General features: G+C 74.7%; 19 protein-coding genes. 10 read left to right on the top strand and 9 right to left on the bottom strand.

The genetic code is table 11. From position 1 onward, the window contains the following. Position 1 precedes the first annotated feature (1 nt). The 5 genes from ACERUJ_RS12600 to truA all read right to left on the bottom strand — a co-directional run bounded on the left by ACERUJ_RS12600 (position 2) and on the right by truA (position 3,424). A complete protein-coding gene (locus ACERUJ_RS12600) occupies positions 2-580 on the bottom strand; it encodes an LD-carboxypeptidase (protein ID WP_370248913.1) in 579 nt (192 codons plus the stop codon). After that, a complete protein-coding gene (locus ACERUJ_RS12605; RefSeq protein ID WP_370248915.1) occupies positions 577-1,362 on the bottom strand; it encodes a GNAT family N-acetyltransferase in 786 nt (261 codons plus the stop codon). The genes ACERUJ_RS12600 and ACERUJ_RS12605 overlap by 4 nt, the downstream gene beginning before the upstream one ends. Before the next feature lie 18 nt (positions 1,363-1,380). Next, positions 1,381-1,872, bottom strand: a complete 492-nt coding sequence (locus tag ACERUJ_RS12610) for a TspO/MBR family protein (protein ID WP_370248916.1) — start codon at positions 1,870-1,872, stop codon at positions 1,381-1,383. A 71-nt stretch (positions 1,873-1,943) separates the two neighbouring features. Next, complete coding sequence (locus ACERUJ_RS12615) at positions 1,944-2,591, bottom strand: class I SAM-dependent methyltransferase (RefSeq protein WP_370248917.1); 648 nt, start codon at positions 2,589-2,591, stop codon at positions 1,944-1,946. Further along, positions 2,588-3,424 carry a tRNA pseudouridine(38-40) synthase TruA gene (gene truA / locus ACERUJ_RS12620; protein WP_370248919.1) on the bottom strand — a complete coding sequence of 279 codons (837 nt, stop codon included), beginning with the start codon at positions 3,422-3,424 and terminating at the stop codon, positions 2,588-2,590. The genes ACERUJ_RS12615 and truA overlap by 4 nt, the downstream gene beginning before the upstream one ends. Before the next feature lie 68 nt (positions 3,425-3,492). Here truA and ACERUJ_RS12625 point away from each other — a divergent pair, with 68 nt between their 5' ends. Further along, complete coding sequence (locus ACERUJ_RS12625; protein ID WP_370248920.1) at positions 3,493-5,172, top strand: FAD-dependent oxidoreductase; 1,680 nt, start codon at positions 3,493-3,495, stop codon at positions 5,170-5,172. Between the two features lie 21 nt (positions 5,173-5,193). On the opposite strand, the gene ACERUJ_RS12630 is transcribed toward ACERUJ_RS12625, so the two are convergent. Then, complete coding sequence (locus ACERUJ_RS12630) at positions 5,194-6,135, bottom strand: PfkB family carbohydrate kinase (protein ID WP_370248921.1); 942 nt, start codon at positions 6,133-6,135, stop codon at positions 5,194-5,196. A gap of 20 nt (positions 6,136-6,155) precedes the next feature. Here ACERUJ_RS12630 and ACERUJ_RS12635 point away from each other — a divergent pair, with 20 nt between their 5' ends. The 3 genes from ACERUJ_RS12635 to ACERUJ_RS12645 all read left to right on the top strand — a co-directional run bounded on the left by ACERUJ_RS12635 (position 6,156) and on the right by ACERUJ_RS12645 (position 8,213). Next, on the top strand, positions 6,156-6,518 hold the full coding sequence (locus ACERUJ_RS12635) for a GntR family transcriptional regulator (RefSeq protein ID WP_370248922.1): 363 nt from the start codon (positions 6,156-6,158) through the stop codon (positions 6,516-6,518). A gap of 202 nt (positions 6,519-6,720) precedes the next feature. Continuing rightward, entirely contained in the window at positions 6,721-7,965 is a 1,245-nt protein-coding gene (gene xseA, locus ACERUJ_RS12640) for an exodeoxyribonuclease VII large subunit (protein ID WP_370248923.1), read from the top strand. Next, positions 7,962-8,213, top strand: a complete 252-nt coding sequence (locus ACERUJ_RS12645; RefSeq protein WP_370248924.1) for an exodeoxyribonuclease VII small subunit — start codon at positions 7,962-7,964, stop codon at positions 8,211-8,213. Before xseA ends, ACERUJ_RS12645 begins: the two co-directional genes overlap by 4 nt. Positions 8,214-8,237: 24 nt before the next feature. On the opposite strand, the gene ACERUJ_RS12650 is transcribed toward ACERUJ_RS12645, so the two are convergent. Beyond that, positions 8,238-8,834, bottom strand: coding sequence for a DUF4245 family protein (locus tag ACERUJ_RS12650; RefSeq protein WP_370248925.1), 597 nt, complete (start codon positions 8,832-8,834; stop codon positions 8,238-8,240). Positions 8,835-8,853: 19 nt separating this feature from the next. Between ACERUJ_RS12650 and ACERUJ_RS12655 the strand changes: the two genes are divergently transcribed. Genes ACERUJ_RS12655 through ACERUJ_RS12665 form a run of 3 tightly spaced genes read left to right on the top strand, consistent with a single transcriptional unit; the run spans position 8,854 to position 11,622 of the window. Beyond that, positions 8,854-10,161, top strand: coding sequence for an SLC13 family permease (locus ACERUJ_RS12655; RefSeq protein WP_370248926.1), 1,308 nt, complete (start codon positions 8,854-8,856; stop codon positions 10,159-10,161). Positions 10,162-10,181: 20 nt separating this feature from the next. Continuing rightward, complete coding sequence (glpX, locus tag ACERUJ_RS12660; protein ID WP_370248927.1) at positions 10,182-11,210, top strand: class II fructose-bisphosphatase; 1,029 nt, start codon at positions 10,182-10,184, stop codon at positions 11,208-11,210. 19 nt (positions 11,211-11,229) lie between these two features. Beyond that, on the top strand, positions 11,230-11,622 hold the full coding sequence (locus tag ACERUJ_RS12665; RefSeq protein ID WP_370248928.1) for a hypothetical protein: 393 nt from the start codon (positions 11,230-11,232) through the stop codon (positions 11,620-11,622). A 121-nt stretch (positions 11,623-11,743) separates the two neighbouring features. Here ACERUJ_RS12665 and ACERUJ_RS12670 read toward each other — a convergent pair whose 3' ends face one another. Continuing rightward, positions 11,744-12,577, bottom strand: a complete 834-nt coding sequence (locus tag ACERUJ_RS12670) for an esterase/lipase family protein (RefSeq protein ID WP_370248930.1) — start codon at positions 12,575-12,577, stop codon at positions 11,744-11,746. A gap of 124 nt (positions 12,578-12,701) precedes the next feature. On the opposite strand from ACERUJ_RS12670, the gene ACERUJ_RS12675 reads away from it, so the two are divergent. Together ACERUJ_RS12675 and ACERUJ_RS12680 are read left to right on the top strand one after the other, a co-directional pair. Continuing rightward, on the top strand, positions 12,702-13,646 hold the full coding sequence (locus ACERUJ_RS12675) for an alpha/beta fold hydrolase (RefSeq protein WP_370248931.1): 945 nt from the start codon (positions 12,702-12,704) through the stop codon (positions 13,644-13,646). Between the two features lie 91 nt (positions 13,647-13,737). Next, complete coding sequence (locus ACERUJ_RS12680; RefSeq protein ID WP_370248932.1) at positions 13,738-14,433, top strand: hypothetical protein; 696 nt, start codon at positions 13,738-13,740, stop codon at positions 14,431-14,433. A gap of 57 nt (positions 14,434-14,490) precedes the next feature. Here ACERUJ_RS12680 and ACERUJ_RS12685 read toward each other — a convergent pair whose 3' ends face one another. Continuing rightward, positions 14,491-15,573 (bottom strand): ABC transporter ATP-binding protein, encoded by a 1,083-nt coding sequence (locus ACERUJ_RS12685; RefSeq protein ID WP_370248933.1) that lies wholly within the window; start codon positions 15,571-15,573, stop codon positions 14,491-14,493. A gap of 368 nt (positions 15,574-15,941) precedes the next feature. On the opposite strand from ACERUJ_RS12685, the gene ACERUJ_RS12690 reads away from it, so the two are divergent. Then, the gene (locus tag ACERUJ_RS12690) at positions 15,942-17,321 is read left to right on the top strand and encodes an ABC transporter substrate-binding protein (protein ID WP_370248935.1); all 1,380 of its coding nucleotides are present in this window, start codon (positions 15,942-15,944) and stop codon (positions 17,319-17,321) included. The last annotated feature ends 25 nt before the right edge of the window (positions 17,322-17,346 follow it).

Genomic DNA, 17,346 nt, shown 5'->3' on the forward strand with positions numbered 1-17,346 from the left:
TTCAGGCGCCGCGCCCGACCTCGGGCCACGCCGTGGCCCGCGGGTCGTCCTCGAAGCGCACCCAGGTGGCGACCAGTCCGGAGTCGCGCTGTTCGAAGGGCCCCGGACCGCCGGCGAGCACGCGCCAGCCGAGCAGCCCCTCCGGCACGGCGTAGGGGGTGTCGGCGAGGTTGTCGCCGTGCAGCGTCGCCCACCCGAGCCGGGTGGTGAGCGGCACGAGCAGCGTCGAGAGGTCGGAGTACCCCACCAGCCAGGTCGGCTCCGCGGCGGCCAGGGCGTCCCAGTCCAGCAGGTCCACGAGGTCGATCGCGGTCTCGCCGCCCCAGGGCGGCAGCACGCACCGGATGCTCGGGTCGAGCAGCATCGCGCTCAGTTCGGCGGCGCGCGCCGCCGCGGGCCCCGCGGTGAGGCCGCCGCCGTCCATGCACTCCCCCACGACGACGTTGTAGCCGCAGCGCCGCAGCCAGTCGACGCAGAACGCGATCCGGTCGGCGGCCGCCCCGTCCACCCCCGCCGAGGGCGAGGTGACGCCGATGCGGTCGCCGGGGCTCAGCGGCGCCGGGTAGCGAACCGCGCTCACGCGCGGGCGTCCAGCACGTAGGGCGTGGTGGTGGCCACCGCCTGCAGGCCGAGCCGCTCCAGGATGGGCCGCGAGTCCGGCGAGGTGTCCAACCGCATCGAGCGGTAGCCGCGCGCCAGCGCGAGCGCGGCCCGGTGGGCCACGGTGGCGCGGTAGAGCCCCCGGCGTCGCCAGTGCGGGAGCGTCGAACCGCCCCACATGCTCGCGAAGTCGGTGCCCGGCGTGTAGCGCAGCCAGCCCGCGCACAGCACCGGCCCCTCGGGCGACTCCTCGACCACCACGACGTCGAGCGCGTCGGGGTTGGCCGCCATCTCCCGCGCCAGCGACCCGTCGTCTCGTCCGGACCCCCAGATGGTGCGCATCAGCTCCTCGATCCGGGCGAGGTCGGGCTCGGTGTCCACCTGCCGCACCACCACCCCCTCGGGCAGCACGACGTCGTGCACGAGGCCGGCGGTGTCGCCGAGCAGCAGCGTCTCGTCGTCCTCGGGCACGAACCCCGCGGCCCGCAGCCGGTCGGTGAGGTCGGCCGGCGCGTCGTAGGAGTAGGTCTTCCACTCCACCTGCTCCCCGCGGGTGGTGAAGAACTCCACCTGCCGGGCGATCCAGCGGTCGGGGTCGTCGCCGAGGCCCTCGGGGCACTCGATCATGCAGTAGGAGGTGCCGGGGACCTCCGGGTAACGGCGTCGCACCGGCCCGTCGCGGTCGATCACGATCCCGGGTGCGGGCTCGTCCTCCCGCCCGCCGAGCCGGATCTGGGCGTGGAAGCGGTCCAGGATGCTCACGCACCCCACTCCATCACGTCAGTTGAGCACCACGACACCCAGATTCAGCGCCGTCGCGAACGCCACCCACGCCAGGTAGGGCAGCATCAGCCCCGCCGCGAGCCGCGAGGTGCGGCGGAAGACCACCACCGTCGCCGCGACCGCCACGAGCAGCAGCACGATCTCGACCAGCGCCAGGGTGTAGGCGTCGGCGGCGAAGAACAGCGGCGTCCAGGCCAGGTTGAGCGCCAGCTGCACCGACCACGCCACCACCGCGGGTCGGCCGCCGCCGGAGCGCCACGCCAGCCAGCCGGCCACGGCGATCATCGCGTAGAGCACCGTCCAGACCGGCCCGAACACCCAGCCCGGCGGCGCGTACGGCGGCAGGTCGAGGGCGGCGTAGGTCTCGCGCGAGGACGCCGCCGCCAACCCGCCGACGATCGTGATGACCACGACCGCCGCCGCGAACGGCAGCAGGGACGCCACGCCCGCGGGGCGGGACTCGGACCGGTGCTGGGCCAGGGTGCTCATGCCCTCCACCCTTCCCCCGGAACCGCACCCCGCACCCACCCCTCGGGGTCCACGGCGCACGGCGGGGTTCGTCAGGCCCGGCGGACCTCGAGCACCCGGAACCCCTTGGCGCTGGCGAGACGGACCGCCGGGAACCCCTGCTCGCCGAGCCAGCGCTGCAGGGAGTCGGCGCCGAGGTTCTTGCCCACCACGAGCACCGCGCGCCCACCGGGGGCCAGCCGCGGCAGCCAGGTGAGCAGCAGGTCGTGCAGCGCGGCCTTGCCGATCCGGATCGGCGGGTTCGACCAGATCTCGTCGTACCGCAGCTCGGGGTCGACCTCCTCGGGACGACGGGCGTCCACGCGCTCCCCGACCCCCGCCGCGGCGGCGTTCTCGCGCGCCAGCAGCAGCGCCCGCTCGTTCACGTCCACCGCGACGACGCGGGCCGACGTCGTGCGCGCCAGCGCCACCGCGAGCACGCCGTAGCCGCACCCGAGGTCGAGCACGGTCGCCCCGGGGGGCAGGTCGGCGGGCGGGTCGGTCTCGCGCAGCAGCACCGCGGTGCCGACGTCGAGCCGGCCCTGGGCGAAGACCCCGGAGCCGGTCTGCAGACCCAACCGCTCCCCCCACACCTCGACCTCGATGGGCGAGCGCTGGAAGGCCACCGACGGGTCGGCGGTGAAGTAGTGCTCCTGCTCGACGCCGTCCCCGGCGTCCTCAGCGTCCTCCGGGTGGCTCACAGCTCCTCCTCCCGCCGCTTGGCGCGGGTCTGGTCGGCCCGGGCGGCGAGCTCGTCGTCGGGCGGGTAGGCGACCTCCTCCAGGGTCAGCCCGTGGGCGTGCACCACGGCGACGGCGGCGTCGCGACGTCGGCCGGCCAGGATCTGCGCGGCCCAGTCGGGGTCCCGGCGGCCCTCACCCACGGCCAGCAGGCAGCCCACGAGCGCGCGCACCATGGAGTGGCAGAACGCGTCGGCCACGACGGTGCCCACCGCGTGGCCCGCCGCGTCGCGCTCCCAGCCGAAGGTCAGCAGCGTGCGGATGGTGGTGGCGCCCTCGCGCTGCTTGCAGAAGCTCGCGAAGTCGTGGCGCCCCACGAGCAGGGCCGCGGCGGCGTTCATGGCGGCCAGGTCCAGGGGGCGGCCCCAGGCGAGCACGTGCCGGCGCGCCAGCGGGTCGAGCGTGGCGGGGTCGTCGGCCACCCGGTAGGCGTAACGGCGCCACAGCGCCCCGAACCGGGCGTCGAAGCCGGGCGGAGCGACCCGCACGCCGCGCACCCGCACGTCGGCCGGCAGCACGCCGTTGAGCCGGCGGGCCAGCCGGGCGACGTCGTCGGGGTTGTCGGGGTCGGGCGCGCGCGGGAGGTCCGCCGGCACGTCGGTGTGCACCACCTGGCCCCGCGCGTGCACCCCGGCGTCGGTACGGCCCGCGCACACGACCGGCACGGGGGCGGGTGCGCGCAGCACCGTGGCCAGGGCCGCCTGCAGCTCGCCCTGCACGGTGCGCAGCGCCGGCTGGGCGGCCCACCCGTGGAAGTCGGTGCCGTCGTAGGCGAGGTCGAGGCGCAGCCGCACCGGATGATGATGCCAGCGCCGCGGCGCGGACCTCCCGCGGGGCCCGCCGTCCCCGTAGGCTCGAGCGCGTGGTCTCCCCCTTGATCCTGGTCGTCTCCGGCCAGCACGCCGACTTCCTGCGCGACGAGTTCTCGCGCTACGACCGTGACTACGACGTGCGCAGCGCCACCAGCTCCGCCGGCGCGCTCACGCTGCTGCAGCAGGCCCGCACCGGCGGGGTGCCCATCGCCCTCATCGTCCAGGACGGCGACCTGCCCGACGCCCACCCGCTGGAGGCGTTCAGCGACTGGCGCTCGGTCGCACCCACCGCCCGCCGGGTCATCGCCGCGCACTTCGAGCGCTTCCTCGACCAGGCCGTCGAGCTGCGCCCCGGGCTCGCCAAGGGCAAGTACGACGCCTACCTGCTCATGCCGCGCGGGGTGCGCGACGAGGAGTTCCACGGCGCCATCACCGAGCTGCTGGCCGACTGGGGCGCCACCGCGGTGGCCCCCGAGGTCGTCTCGCTCAAGATCGTCTCCGGCCCCGGCGTGCGCCTGACCAGCGAGATCCGCGAGTACGCCGAGCGGATGGGCATGCCCGCGCGGGTCTACGCCCCCGACAGCCCCGAGGGTGAGGAGCTGATCGCCTCGTTCGCGGCCGAGCACGGCAGCCCGCCCGCCCTGCCGCTGGTGCTCACCGCGCGCGGCGACCTGCTCAGCCCCTCCTCGGTGCGCGAGGTCGCGGCGGTCTTCTACGGCGCGCCGTCGCAGATCGACGTCAGCGAGGTCGTCGACCTCGCCGTCGTCGGCGCCGGACCGGCGGGCCTGGCTGCGGCGGTGTACGGCGCCAGCGAGGGCCTGTCCACCGTCGTGCTGGAGTCGGAGGCCATCGGCGGCCAGGCCGGCACCAGCTCGATGATCCGCAACTACCTCGGCTTCCCCCGCGGCATCTCCGGCATGCGGCTGGCCCAGCGCGCCCGCAACCAGGCGCTGCGCTTCGGCACCCGCTTCTTCACCGGCTGGGAGGTCACCGCCACCAGCGTCGAGGACGCCGCCGACGGCAGCGGTCCCGTGCACGTCCTGCACACCGACGGCGGCGACGTGCGCGCCCGCTCGGTCGTCATCGCCACCGGCGTGGCCTACCGCAAGCTCGGCGTCGAGGCGCTGGAGTCGTTGGTCGGCCTGGGGGTCCACTACGGCTCGGCCATGAGCGCGGCCCGCGAGCTCGAGGGCGCCCACGTGATCGTGGTCGGCGGCGGGAACTCCGCCGGCCAGGCCGCACTCCACCTGGCCCGCTTCGCCGACTCGGTCACGATCCTGGTGCGCCGCGACTCCCTGGCCGAGACGATGTCGGACTACCTGATCCACGAGATCGCCTTCAACCCCCGCGTCACCGTGCGCACCCACGGCCGGGTGGTCGACGGCGGTGGCGACGGCCGTCTGGAGTGGGTCACCGTCGAGGACGTCACCAGCGGGGCCCGCGACCGGGTCGCCGTGCAGGGCCTGTTCCTCCTGCTCGGCGCCGCGCCGCACTGCGACTGGGTGCCCGAGGCGGTCAGCCGCGACGAGCGCGGCTTCGTGCTCACCGGCCGCGACGTGCCGTGCGAGCAGTGGGACGACGGCGTCCCGCCCGCCAACCTCGCCACGAGCGCCCCGGGGGTCTTCGCCGTGGGCGACATCCGCTCGGGCTCGATGAAGCGGGTCGCCTCCGCCTCCGGCGAGGGCGCCTCGGTCGTGCCGCTCGTGCACGCCTACCTCGCCCGCGGCTGAGCCGGGCAGCGCCGAGGCGCGTCAGCGCGCGTCGAGCTCGGCGCGCGTCGGCGGGTCGGCGCCCGGACGCGAGACCGTGACGGCCGCGGCGCGGGCGGCGTGGCCCATCACCGCCGCCACGTCGACGTCCGCGAGCCCGGCTCCGGGGCGCGCGCCGACGTGGTCCCACAGCGCGTCGAGCAGTCCGGCGGAGAAGGTGTCGCCGGCCCCGATCGTGTCGACGACCGTCGTGGGCACCCCGGGGATGTCGGTGCGGTCGGCGTCGGCGAACCAGCTGGCGCCGTCGCCGCCGCGGGTCACCACCACCGCCGCGGGCCCGAGGGTCAGCAGGTGGCGGGCGGCGGCGTCCACGCCGAGCTCGGGGTAGAGACCCTCGAGGTCCTCGTCGCTGGCCTTGACCAGATGCGCACGGCGGGCGACGTCCTCCACGGCCGCCACGACGTCGGCGCCGGTGCCGGTGATCGCGGGGCGGGCGTTGACGTCGTAGGACACGAACGGGGCGGTGCCGGCCGCGAGCCGATCCAACAGGGCCTGCACGTCGGCGGCCCCGGGCGCGAGCACGGCACCGAGCGAGCAGACGTGCACCACACGCGGGGTCTCGTCCTCGACGGCCGTGACGGGGCCCAGACGCCAGTCGAGGTCGAAGACGTAGCTGGCCGCACCGTCGGGACCGATCGTGGCCTGGGCGCTGGAGGTGCGGGCCACCACGTGCGGATCGGTGGCGAGCACGACGCCGGCGCGGTCGAGGTGGGTGGCCACCGCACGGCCGCGGTCGTCGTCGGCGAACGACGTCGCGAACCGGACCGGCCGTCCGAGCCGCGCCAGGGCCACCGCCACGTTGGCCGCGCTGCCGCCGGGGTGCTCGACGGTGCCGGCGCGGGTGGTCACGACGTCGACCAGGCTCTCGCCGACCACGAGGGCGTAGGGCGCCGACGGGCTCGCCTCGACCGGGGTGCTGTCCACGGGCAGTAGTCTGCCCGCTCGTGACGCTCCGTCCACCCGACCCCGCCAGCGACGTCGCGCCGTTCGAGCAGCTGCGCGCCCAGATCGCCGCGCGGGTCGCGGCCGGCGAGCTCCCCGCCGGCACCCGGCTGCCCGCCGTGCGCGCCCTCGCCGCCGACCTCGGCCTCGCCGCCGGCACCGTGGCCCGGGCCTACAAGGAGCTCGAGGCCGACGGCGTCGTCGAGACCCGCGGGCGCCATGGCACCGTCGTCCGAGCACCGCAGGACGGTCCCGGCGTCGAGGCGATCGCCGACGACGTCGCGTCCCTGGTGGCCCACGCCCGCCGCGCCGGCCTCACCCTCCCCCAGACCCAGGCGGCGCTCGAGCAGGCCTGGGGCCGCTGACCCGGGTCCGGGGTTCGCGTGCGGCCCCTCGACACATCGTCAGGTACCTGACGATGTGTGCGACGAACGGCGCATGTCGGGCCCCGCGAGGTGCCATTCGTCAGGTACCTGACGTTTTCTCGACCCGCCGACGCCCACCCGGGCGCGCTGACCGCCGGGCGCCGCGCGCCGGATCGTCGGTGGGGGTCGCTAGCCTGCGCGGGTGGCCCTGGAGACCTCGCTGGAGAACCCCGCTCCGGTCCGCACGGTCGCCAACGCGCTGGCCGGGTGGATCGACCGGCTGGGGGCGGTGTGGGTGGAGGGGCAGATCGCCCAGCTCAACCGGCGCCCCGGGCTGGCCACGGTGTTCCTGACGCTGCGCGACCCGGTGGCCGACCTCTCGCTCAGCGTCACCGCCCCGCGCGCCCTCGTCGACTCCCTCAACCCGCCGCTGGTGGAGGGGGCGCGGGTGGTCGTGCACGCCAAGCCGTCCTACTACGCCACGCGCGGCACGCTCTCGCTGGTGGCGCGCGACATCCGCCTGGTCGGCCTGGGCGAGCTGCTGGCCCAGCTGGAGCGACGCCGGCAGCTGCTGGCCGCCGAGGGTCTCTTCGACCGTGCCCGCAAGCGCTCGCTGCCCTTCCTGCCCGGCGTGGTCGGGCTGGTCACGGCCCCCCGCTCGGCCGCCGAGCGCGACGTGCTGGAGAACGCACGACGCCGCTGGCCGGGGGTCACCTTCCGGGTCGCCCACGCCACCGTGCAGGGCCCCCGCGCCGCGGGCGAGGTGATCGGCGCCCTCGAGCGACTCGACGCCGACCCCGAGGTGGAGGTGATCGTGATCGCGCGCGGCGGCGGCAGCGTCGAGGACCTGCTGCCGTTCTCCGACGAGGGCCTGGTGCGCGCGGTGGCCGCGGCCCGCACCCCGGTGGTCTCGGCCATCGGCCACGAACCCGACCAGCCGCTGCTCGACCTCGTCGCCGACGTGCGCGCCTCCACCCCCACCGACGCCGCCAAGCTCGTGGTGCCCGACGTCGCCGCCGAGCGCGACCACGTCCGCGCCGCCCGGCTGCGCCTGCGCTCCCTCGTGCACGGCACCCTGGCCCGCGAGCGCACGGGCCTCGCGGCCCTGCGCAGCCGCCCGGTCCTCGCCGACCCCGCCACCCTGCTCGGGCGGCGCGCCGAGGAGGTCGCGGCCCTGCGCGACCGGATGCGCCGCAGCCTGCAGCACCGCCTCGACCGCGCCCACGACGACGTCGGCCACCAGCGGGCCCGCGTGCGCGCCCTCTCGCCCCTGGCCACCCTCGAGCGCGGGTACGCAGTGCTGCAGGACGCCGACGGCGTCGTCGTCACCTCGGTCTCCGCCCTCGCCGCCGGCGCCCCGGTGCGGGTGCGCGTGGCCGACGGCCGTGTGCACGCCGACGTCACCGCCCTCGAACCCCTCACCCCGCCGCAGGAGGACTCCGCATGAGCGACCACGAGCCCGACACCGAGCCCGACACCGAGCCCAGCACCGCCCTGGACGCCCTCACCTACGAGCAGGCGCGTGAGGAGCTGCTCGACGTCGTGCGGCGCCTCGAGACCGGCGGCAGCACCCTGGAGGAGTCGCTGGCGCTCTGGGAGCGCGGCGAGGCGCTGGCCACCCGCTGCCAGGCCCTGCTCGACGGCGCCCAGGAGCGCCTCGACGCCGTCACCGGCGCGGCCGCGGACGACGACTGACCCCCGACGTCGGGGCCGGCGGCCTCAGCCCGCGGCGGGCACCGGGTCGGTGGTGAGCAGCGCGACCAGCTGCTGCAGCGTGGCCGGGTCCTCGCGGCCGTACACCAGCACGGAGGTGTCGCCGGTGACCCCGGGCAGGGCGGTCAGCACGGTGCTGAACCCGTGGTCGCCGCCGTCGTCGGCCCACCCCTCCCAGGTCGCGGCCACCGACCCGACGCCCGACAACCCGTCCTCGGAGGAGGCGTTCTCGTCGATGTTCAGGCTCACCAGGTCGGCGACGGTGTCCTGGCTCTGCCGGATGCCGACGAAGCGGTCGTCGGGGGTGAACAGGTTGATCTCGATCCGCGGCGCGTCGCCCTCGGGCACCTCGCGGTCGAGGGAGACGAGCGTGACGTCCCAGCCCGGCGGCAGCGAACCGGGATAGACGACGGTCAGCCCGCCGGCCTGGAGGTCGCGCACGGTCGGGAGGTACTCGACCCCCTCCGGGCGGCCGAGGGTCTCGGGATCGCGGAAGAGCCCGGTGTAGACGACGAAGCCCAGCACGAGGCCCACGATGACCACCATCGAGGCGATCAGACCGGGGAAGGTGCGCTGGTACCGACCGGGGCTGCCCTGACTCACTCCCCTATCGTCCCAGGTCGTGGGTATCCCCCTGGGCGGGGTCTCGACCGCCGCCACCGACACGCTCGCCGGTCTGCTCCTGGCGGCGCTGCTCACGGTCGCCGTGCGCCCGCCCGGGCGCCGGGTGGAGGCGGCGGTGGCGACCGGCGCGGCCGCCCTCGCCCTGGGGCTGCTGCCGGGTGCCCTGGTCGCCGACACCCTGGAGCGTCTCGGCCCGGTGGTGGCCTTCCTGGTGGCCATCCTCGTGGTCGCCACCGTCGCCGACCGCTCCGGCCTCTTCGTCGCCGCCGGCCGGTGGGTCCGCAGCAGCCGGGGTGGACGTCGGGGCGCGGTGCGGCAGTTCGGCGTCGCGTTCGCCCTGGCCGGCGTCGTGACGGCGGTGCTGAGCCTGGACGCCACCGTCGTGCTGCTCACCCCGGTGGTGCTGGCCGCCACCCGCGCCGCCGGGCGTTCCCACCGCCCCGCGGTGTACGCCTGCCTGCGGCTGGCGAACTCCGGCTCCCTGCTGCTGCCGGTGTCGAACCTCACCACCCTGCTCGCCCTGCCCTTCCTCTCCCCCGGCCTGCGCGACTTCGGCACCTTCGCCGCGATCACGGCCCCGGTCACTGCCGCGATCCTGGCGGTGGAGTACGTCGCGCTGCGGTGGTGCCTGCGGGCGGAGTTCGCGCGCCCCGCCGTCGTCACGGCGGGGCCCGCACCCGGGACGGTGCGCGAGGACGCGCCGTGGCCCCCCGTGCCGAGCCTGGGGGTGGCCGCGATGCTCCTCGGCTTCGTCGTCACCGGCCCGCTCGGCGTCGATCCCGCCTGGGTGGCCGGCGTCGCCGCCCTCGTGCTGGCCCTGTGGGCCCGCCACCGCGGCCTGCTCACCCCCGGCGAGACCGTGGCCGCCGCCCAGCCGTCCTTCGCCCTGGTCGTGCTGGCGCTCGGACTGGTGGTCGCCCTCGTGGCGCAGGGACCGCTGGGACGCGCGACCGCCCGCCTGGTGCCCACCACCCTGGGCGACGACGACGCCGCACGGTTCCTCGCCGCCCTCGGGATCGCCGCCCTGGCGACCGTCCTGGCCTGCCTGCTCACCAACCTCTCGGCCACGCTGCTGCTCGTCCCGCTGGTGGCGCCGCTGGGCGACACCGCCGTGCTCGCGGCCCTGATCGGCCTCAACGCCGGCGCCGGACTGCTGGTCTCCGGCTCCCTGGCCAACCTGCTCTGGCAGCGCACCCTGGCCGGCCTCGGGGTCCCGGAGTCCGCCCGCGCCCTGCACCGGGTCTCCCTGGTGGCCACGCCGCCGGCGGTGTTCGCGGGCGTGCTGGTGTTGATCTGGCTGACATGACCAGCCGGTAGCATCCGGCCATGACGTCATCCCCGCTGCCGCCCGAGCTCACCCCGTCTCCGCAGGCGCCGGACCGCAACCTGGCCCTGGAGCTGGTGCGGGTCACCGAGGCGGCGGCCATGGCCGCCGGCCGCTGGGTCGGCTGGGGCGACAAGAACGGCGCCGACGGCGTCGCGGTCAACGCGATGCGCGTGATGATCTCCACCATCGGCATGCGCGGCACCGTCGTGATCGGTGAGGGCGAGAAGGACAACGCCCCGATGCTCTACAACGGCGAGGAGGTCGGCGACGGCACCGGCCCCGAGTGCGACGTCGCGGTCGACCCCATCGACGGCACCACGCTGACCGCCAAGGGCATGAACAACGCCATCTCGGTGCTCGCGGTCTCCCCGCGCGGCTCGATGTACGACCCCTCCGCGGTGTTCTACATGGAGAAGCTCGTCACCGGCCCCGAGGCCGCCGACCTGGTGGACCTGCGCTACCCCGTGGCCGAGAACATCGCCCTGGTGGCCAAGGCGAAGCACAAGAAGCCGGCCGACGTCACCGTCGTCCTGCTCGACCGCCCGCGCCACCAGCAGCTGGTCGACGACATCCGCGCCACCGGCGCCCGGATCAAGTTCATCTCCGACGGCGACGTCGCCGGCGCCATCATGGCCGCCCGCCCCGACACCGGCGTCGACCTCATGCTCGGCATCGGCGGCACGCCCGAGGGCATCATCGCCGCGTGCGCCCTCAAGTGCATGGACGGCGTCATCCACGGCCGGCTGTGGCCGCAGGACGACGACGAGAAGCAGCGCGCCCTCGACGCCGGCCACGACCTCGACGCGGTGCTCACCACCGACCAGCTGGTCACCGGCGACGACTGCTTCTTCGTGGCCACCGGCATCACCGACGGCGAGCTGATGAAGGGCGTGCGCTACAGCTCCGGCTACACCACCACCCACTCGCTGGTCATGCGCTCGCGCAGCGGCACGATCCGCTCGATCACCTCCGAGCACCGGCTGGAGAAGCTGCGCTCGTTCTCGGCCATCGACTTCGGCGGCAACTGAGGGCGCAGGCCTCCCGGCCGTGCGGATCACCCACCTGGCGTTCGCCCAGCGGGTCGGCGTCGACGACGAGGGCCTGCTGGACGTGCGCGGCATGTTCGCGGGCGGCATCAGCGCCCCGAGCACCGACCCCGGACCCACCTGGGGACAGCCGGTCGTGCTGGGCTACGACGAGGCCGAACCCGACACCGAGGTCGCCCTGAGGCTGGTCTTCCACCGACCCGACGGCGTGGTCGAGTTCCGCGACCTGCCGGTGCGCACCCTGCCCACCGACGGCCCCCGGGCCTTCGTGACGGTCGCCCTGCTGTGGGAGACCATCGCCGCGGTGCCCGGCCGGCTGCGCATCGACGCCCACGTCGTCGGCGACACCTCACCCGCCGCCACGGTGACGATCGACATCGTGCACGAGGACTGACCCTCCCCGCGCCGCCGTGGTCGCCGGGGGAACGTTGCAACTAGCGAAATGTGCACGCCCCGAGTCCTCGAGGACCCGGGGGCCCTGCACATTTCGCTCGTTGCAACGGGGGACGGCGACCTCAGGCGGTGGCGCGGCGGGGCAGCTCGACGGCGCGCTCCTCGTGGCGGCGCAGCGCGGCGCCGACGACGTCGATGACGCGCGGGTCGACGGCCATGCCGACGTGGGAGGCGGTGACCTCCACGGGGTGGGCGACGGGGTCGACGCAGGCGCGCCAGTCGACGATGCCGTCGCGCTGGGAGTAGACGGCGGTGAAGGCGACGTCGTCGGGCAGCGGCTGTCGGCTCTCGTCGAAGCTCTGGCGGGCGCAGGACCCGGCGACGCACTCCTGGGACATCACCCCGGGCACCCCTGCACGGCTCAGCCGCACCAGGCCCTCGACCCCCCACGACAGGGCGACGTGGTGGGCGGCGGGGGCGAGCATGGGGCTGCCGAGGGTGACGATGCTCGCGACCAGGTCGGGCCGGCGCACCGCCAGGCCGCGGGCGATCATGCCGCCCAGGCTGTGGCCGACGACGTGGGCGCGGGTGCCGCGCCGGTGCACGATCGCCTCGAGCCGCGACTCCAGCTGGGCCGCGGCGTTGAGGGTGCACCCGACGTTGGCGTGGATGTGGGACCGGTACGTGCGGTAGCCGCGGGCCCGCAGGGTGCGGCTCATCAGCATCAGGGTGCCGTCACCGGCCAGGAAGCCGGGCACCAGCACGACCGGGGTCGTCTCGCGCACGGGCCGGCGCTCCACGACCGGGCGCGAGCGCACGAGGCGTCGCTCCTCGCGGGCCCGCACGGCGTAGCGGGTGATCTCCGGCACGACGCTGGCCTCGCGCAGCACGGCCCCGAAGTGCGGGCGGGCGAAGCCGTCGGGGAGCAGGAACGGCGCGAGCGGGCTGTCGGTCATGTGACGCAGGTTACGGCCAGGTGAACCGACGTCGCAGGAGATCCGCGCGCAGGTTTCGTGCAAGATTCAACTCTGTCCTCGCAGGTGAAGCCGCGGGCCGCGTGCGATACGGGAGACTGGCGGTATGCCGACGCGACGCTCCCGCCCCACCGCGAGCTCCGCCGAGCCGGCCCCGGTCGTGGTCTCGGAGGAACTCTTCGCCCCCCTCTCGGGCGGCATGGACCTGTGCTACCAGACCTTCGGCTCCCCCGACGACGAGCCGCTACTGCTCGTCATGGGTCTCGGCGGGCCGATGACCTGGTGGGATCCCGCCTTCTGCGAGGCCCTGGCCCGCGCGGGGTTCTTCGTCATCCGCTACGACAACCGCGACACCGGTCGCTCCAGCCGCGCCCGGGGCCGGGTCACCCGCTCGGCGCTCGTGCGGGCCTTCGTCGGCGCGCCGATCCGGGCGCCGTACAGCATCAGCGACCTCGCCGCCGACGCCGTCGGGCTGCTCGACCACCTCGGGATCGAGTCCGCCCACGTGGCCGGCATCTCGATGGGCGGCATGATCTCCCAGACCCTGGCCGTCGAGCACCCCACCCGGGTGCGCTCGCTCGGCAGCATCATGTCCAGCACCGGGCGGCGCAGCGTCGGGTGGCAGCACCCCAAGCTGTTCCCGACCCTGCTCAACGGGCGCGCGGGCCGCGACGGCTACATCCGCGGCAGCGTGCGCACCTGGCAGCTGATCGGCTCCCCCGCCTACCCGATGACACGCGAGGAGCTCGAGCGTCGCGCCGGGGAGACCTACGACCGCGGGGTGTCGCTGTCCGGCGTGGGCCGTCAGATGCTGGCGGTGCTCACCCAGCCCGACCGCACCCCGCGGCTGCGCTCGGTCACGGTGCCGACGGTGGTGATCCACGGTCTGGCCGACCCGATGGTGCACGTCTCGGGCGGGCGCGCCACCTCGGCCGCGATCCCGGGGGCCGACCTGCTGCTCATCGACGGCATGGGCCACGACCTCCCCGCCGCGCTGTGGCCCTCCTTCGTGACGGCGCTGCGGCGCAACGCCGACCGCGTCCGGGCCTGACGCCGACGCACCGCGGGTTTCGGGGCGACCCGGCCGCGGAAGGACCTCGCGCAGCGCCGACACCCGGTCGGTTGATCCCTCGGGAGCCCGCATGACCCTCCGCACGCTCCTCGCGCGCCGTGCCGCCGTCGCCCTGCTCGTGGCCACCACCGCCGCGACGTCGCTGACGCTCGGCGCCGTCGGTTCCGGCGCCACGGCCGGGGCCGCCGTGCCCGGCGCCCGTCCGAGCACCGGGATCGCCACCACCTCGCCGGCATCGGGGCAGCCCCGGCGCGCCTGCACGGACCGGGCGGCCACCGAGATCCTGCGCACCTCGACCGCGCCGGTGATCACCCTGGCAGCCACCGAGACCTACCCGGGGCCGAGCCGGGTGACCGGCTACTCCTCCTCCGACCCGGGCCTCTCCCGCACCCTGCGCGCCCGCGTGCTGCACGCGCCCGACAGCGTGCTGGCCCCCGCGGAGCTGTTCGCCTCGGTGATGGCCGCCTACCGCGCCGACGGCGGCACCGGGCGCTTCCGCGCGCGGGTCGGGCGCACCACCGACGCCCAGGAGTCGGTGTCGGTGCCCGGCACGAAGCGGTTCCGGCGCGCCGGCACCGTCGTGTGGTACCGCGGCTACCGCACGCTGAGCGGCACCTTCCGCTACACCGCGTGCGTGGACGGCGCCGACGTGCAGCGCACCGGACGGTTCACCACCTACGGCGCGGGCCGCTCCGACGCCCAGCCCTGCCGCGACGACGCCGCCGACCCCGTGGCGCGCCTGGCCCGGCGGACCTTCTGCGCCTGAGGACGACGCGACGCCGTCGCCCGATCCCCGTGGTGCGGGACCGGGCGACGGGAGCCGTCAGTCGCTGAGCCGCGCCCCGGTCTCGGTGTCGAACACGTGGACGTTCGCAGGGTCGGTGGTCACGTGCACGGTGTCCCCCTTGCGCACGGCGTCGCGACCGGGCAGCCGGATGATGACGTTGGACGGGGTGCCTTCGACGTCGCTGGTGCCGTAGACGAAGTTGTCGGCGCCCAGCTCCTCGACCACCGTGACCCGCACGGGCAGTCCGCCCTCCTCGGCGGACACCACGCGCCACGCCTCGGGACGCACGCCGACGGTGATCGCGCCCTTCATGCGCGAGGCGGCGGCGGGGTCGACCGGCACCAGGTACTGCCCGATGCGGGCCTGGCCGTCTGCGGCGGTGGCGGCCAGGAGGTTCATCTGGGGGGAGCCGATGAAGCCGGCCACGAAGAGGTTGACCGGGCGGTCGTAGAGGGCCAGCGGCGTGTCGACCTGCTGCAGCACACCGTCCTTCATGACCGCCACCCGGTCGCCCATGGTCATCGCCTCGACCTGGTCGTGGGTGACGTAGACGGTGGTGACGCCGAGGTCGGCCTGGAGCCGGGCGATGTCGGTGCGGGTCTGCACGCGCATCTTGGCGTCGAGGTTCGACAGCGGCTCGTCCATGCAGAACACCTGGGGCTGGCGCACGATCGCGCGCCCCATCGCGACGCGCTGGCGCTGACCGCCGGAGAGCGCCTTGGGCTTGCGGTCGAGGTACTCGGTGAGGCCCAGGATGCGCGCGGCCTCGGCCACCCGCTCCTTGCGCTCGGCGTCGGCCACCTTGGCCATCTTCAGCGCGAAGCCCATGTTCTCCCCGACCGTCATGTGCGGGTAGAGGGCGTAGTTCTGGAAGACCATCGCGATGTCGCGGTCCTTGGGCGGCAGGTGGGTGATGTCGCGCTCGCCGATGAGGATGCGGCCCGAGGTCACCTCCTCCAATCCGGCCAGCATGCGCAGGGTCGTGGACTTCCCGCAGCCGGAGGGACCCACGAGCACCATGAACTCGCCGTCCCGGATCTCCAGATCGATCCCGGGGACGGCGGGCGAGTCGGCGCCGGGGTACCAGCGCTGGGCCTGCTCGAACGTGACGTTGACCATGACTTCTCCTTCACCGGCAGGAACGTGCCGACGATCCGTGTGTGAGGGCGACGGTCCGCCGAGCGGTCGGACCGGAAAGGGGCGTCCCGTCGCCGCCGCGGGCGAGTCGTGATCCATCTCACAGCAGGAGCCGTGGGCGGGACTCTAGGCGGCGACTCCGAGCGCGGTCAATGACGGGACCTCCCGCGGGAGGTCGCCGAGAAAGTCGTGCTCGTCGGGTCTTGACGAACCCTACTGCAAACGTTTTCAATCTCGTGACACACGTCACTCACCACCCCCTGGCGGCGACCCGCCCCCCGGCCGGCCGGGCCCCACGGCCCGGATCCGACCCCCACCCGTCGCCGCGCCCCACGAGAGGAATCCGTCGGATGAACACCCCCTTCCCGCGCCGCCTCGCCGCCAGCCTGGCGGCCATCGCGGTCGCCGGCCTCGGCCTCGCCGGCTGCGCCGAGGACGACAGCACCACCGAGCCCGCCACCGCCGGCGGCACGGCCCCCGGCGCCGGCAAGGCGGAGTGCGCCGACCTCGAGCAGTTCGGTGACCTCACCGGCCGCTCGGTCAGCGTCTACACCTCGATCGTCGCCCCCGAGGACGCCGCCCAGAAGGCCTCGTACAAGGTCTTCGAGGACTGCACCGGCGCCACCGTGAACTACGAGGGCTCCCAGGAGTTCGAGGCCCAGCTGCAGGTCCGCGCCCAGGCCGGCAACCTGCCCGACATCGCCTACATCCCGCAGCCCGGTCTGCTGAAGTCGCTCGTCGACGCCGGCTACGTCAAGGCCGCGCCGCAGTCGGTCGAGGACAACGTCGACGAGTTCTTCAGCCCCGACTGGAAGACCTACGGCACCGTCGACGGCACCTTCTACGCCGCCCCGCTCGGTGCGAACGTGAAGTCCTTCGTCTGGTACTCCCCCCAGGCCTTCGCCGAGAACGGCTGGGAGGTGCCCACCACCTGGGACGAGATGACCGCGCTCAGCGACACCATCGCCGCCTCGGGCGTGAAGCCGTGGTGCGCCGGCATCGAGTCCGGCGAGGCCACCGGCTGGGTGCTCACCGACTGGCTCGAGGACGCGATGCTCCGCGAGGTCGGCCCCGACGTCTACGACCAGTGGGTCAACCACGAGATCCCCTTCGACGACGCCCAGGTGCAGGCCGCGCTCGACCGCGTCGGCGCGGTCCTGAAGGACGAGAAGTACGTCAACGGCGGCATCGGCAACGTCGAGTCCATCGCCACCACCTCCTTCCAGGAGGGCGGCCTGCCGATCCTCAAGGGCGAGTGCGCCATGCACCGCCAGGCGTCCTTCTACGCGGCCCAGTGGCCCAAGGGCACCGACATCTCCGAGGACGGCGACATCTTCGCCTTCTACCTCCCGACCGTGAGCGACGAGTTCGGTCAGCCGGTCCTGGGCGGCGGCGAGTTCGTGGCGGCCTTCGACGACCGCGCCGAGGTGCAGGCCTTCCAGACCTACCTCGCCTCCGACGTGTGGGCCAACGAGAAGGCCAAGGCCACCCCCGACGGCGGCTGGGTGAGCGCCAACAGCGGCCTCGACCCCGCCAACCTCACGACCCCGATCGACCAGCTGTCGGTCGAGATCCTGCAGGACCCCGAGGCGGTCTTCCGCTTCGACGGCAGCGACCAGATGCCCGGTGCCGTGGGTGCCGGCTCCTTCTGGAGCGAGATGACCAACTGGATCTCGGGTGAGTCCAGCGCCGACGCGCTGGCCAACATCGAGAGCTCCTGGCCGTCCTGAGCCCCGACGGGGAGGGCGGGCCGGG

Origin of the sequence: Nocardioides sp., assembly GCF_964228225.1 — a bacterium.
GTDB lineage: Bacteria > Actinomycetota > Actinomycetes > Propionibacteriales > Nocardioidaceae > Nocardioides.

What these genes read in the sequence shown, in the direction of transcription:
- glpX (WP_370248927.1), top strand. Translation starts at nt 10,182, where the DNA reads ATGACGTCATCCCCGCTGCCGCCCGAGCTCACCCCGTCTCCGCAGGCG.
- ACERUJ_RS12685 (WP_370248933.1), bottom strand. Translation starts at nt 15,573, where the DNA reads ATGGTCAACGTCACGTTCGAGCAGGCCCAGCGCTGGTACCCCGGCGCC.
- ACERUJ_RS12680 (WP_370248932.1), top strand. Translation starts at nt 13,738, where the DNA reads ATGACCCTCCGCACGCTCCTCGCGCGCCGTGCCGCCGTCGCCCTGCTC.
- ACERUJ_RS12670 (WP_370248930.1), bottom strand. Translation starts at nt 12,577, where the DNA reads ATGACCGACAGCCCGCTCGCGCCGTTCCTGCTCCCCGACGGCTTCGCC.
- ACERUJ_RS12645 (WP_370248924.1), top strand. Translation starts at nt 7,962, where the DNA reads ATGAGCGACCACGAGCCCGACACCGAGCCCGACACCGAGCCCAGCACC.
- ACERUJ_RS12675 (WP_370248931.1), top strand. Translation starts at nt 12,702, where the DNA reads ATGCCGACGCGACGCTCCCGCCCCACCGCGAGCTCCGCCGAGCCGGCC.
- ACERUJ_RS12610 (WP_370248916.1), bottom strand. Translation starts at nt 1,872, where the DNA reads ATGAGCACCCTGGCCCAGCACCGGTCCGAGTCCCGCCCCGCGGGCGTG.
- ACERUJ_RS12690 (WP_370248935.1), top strand. Translation starts at nt 15,942, where the DNA reads ATGAACACCCCCTTCCCGCGCCGCCTCGCCGCCAGCCTGGCGGCCATC.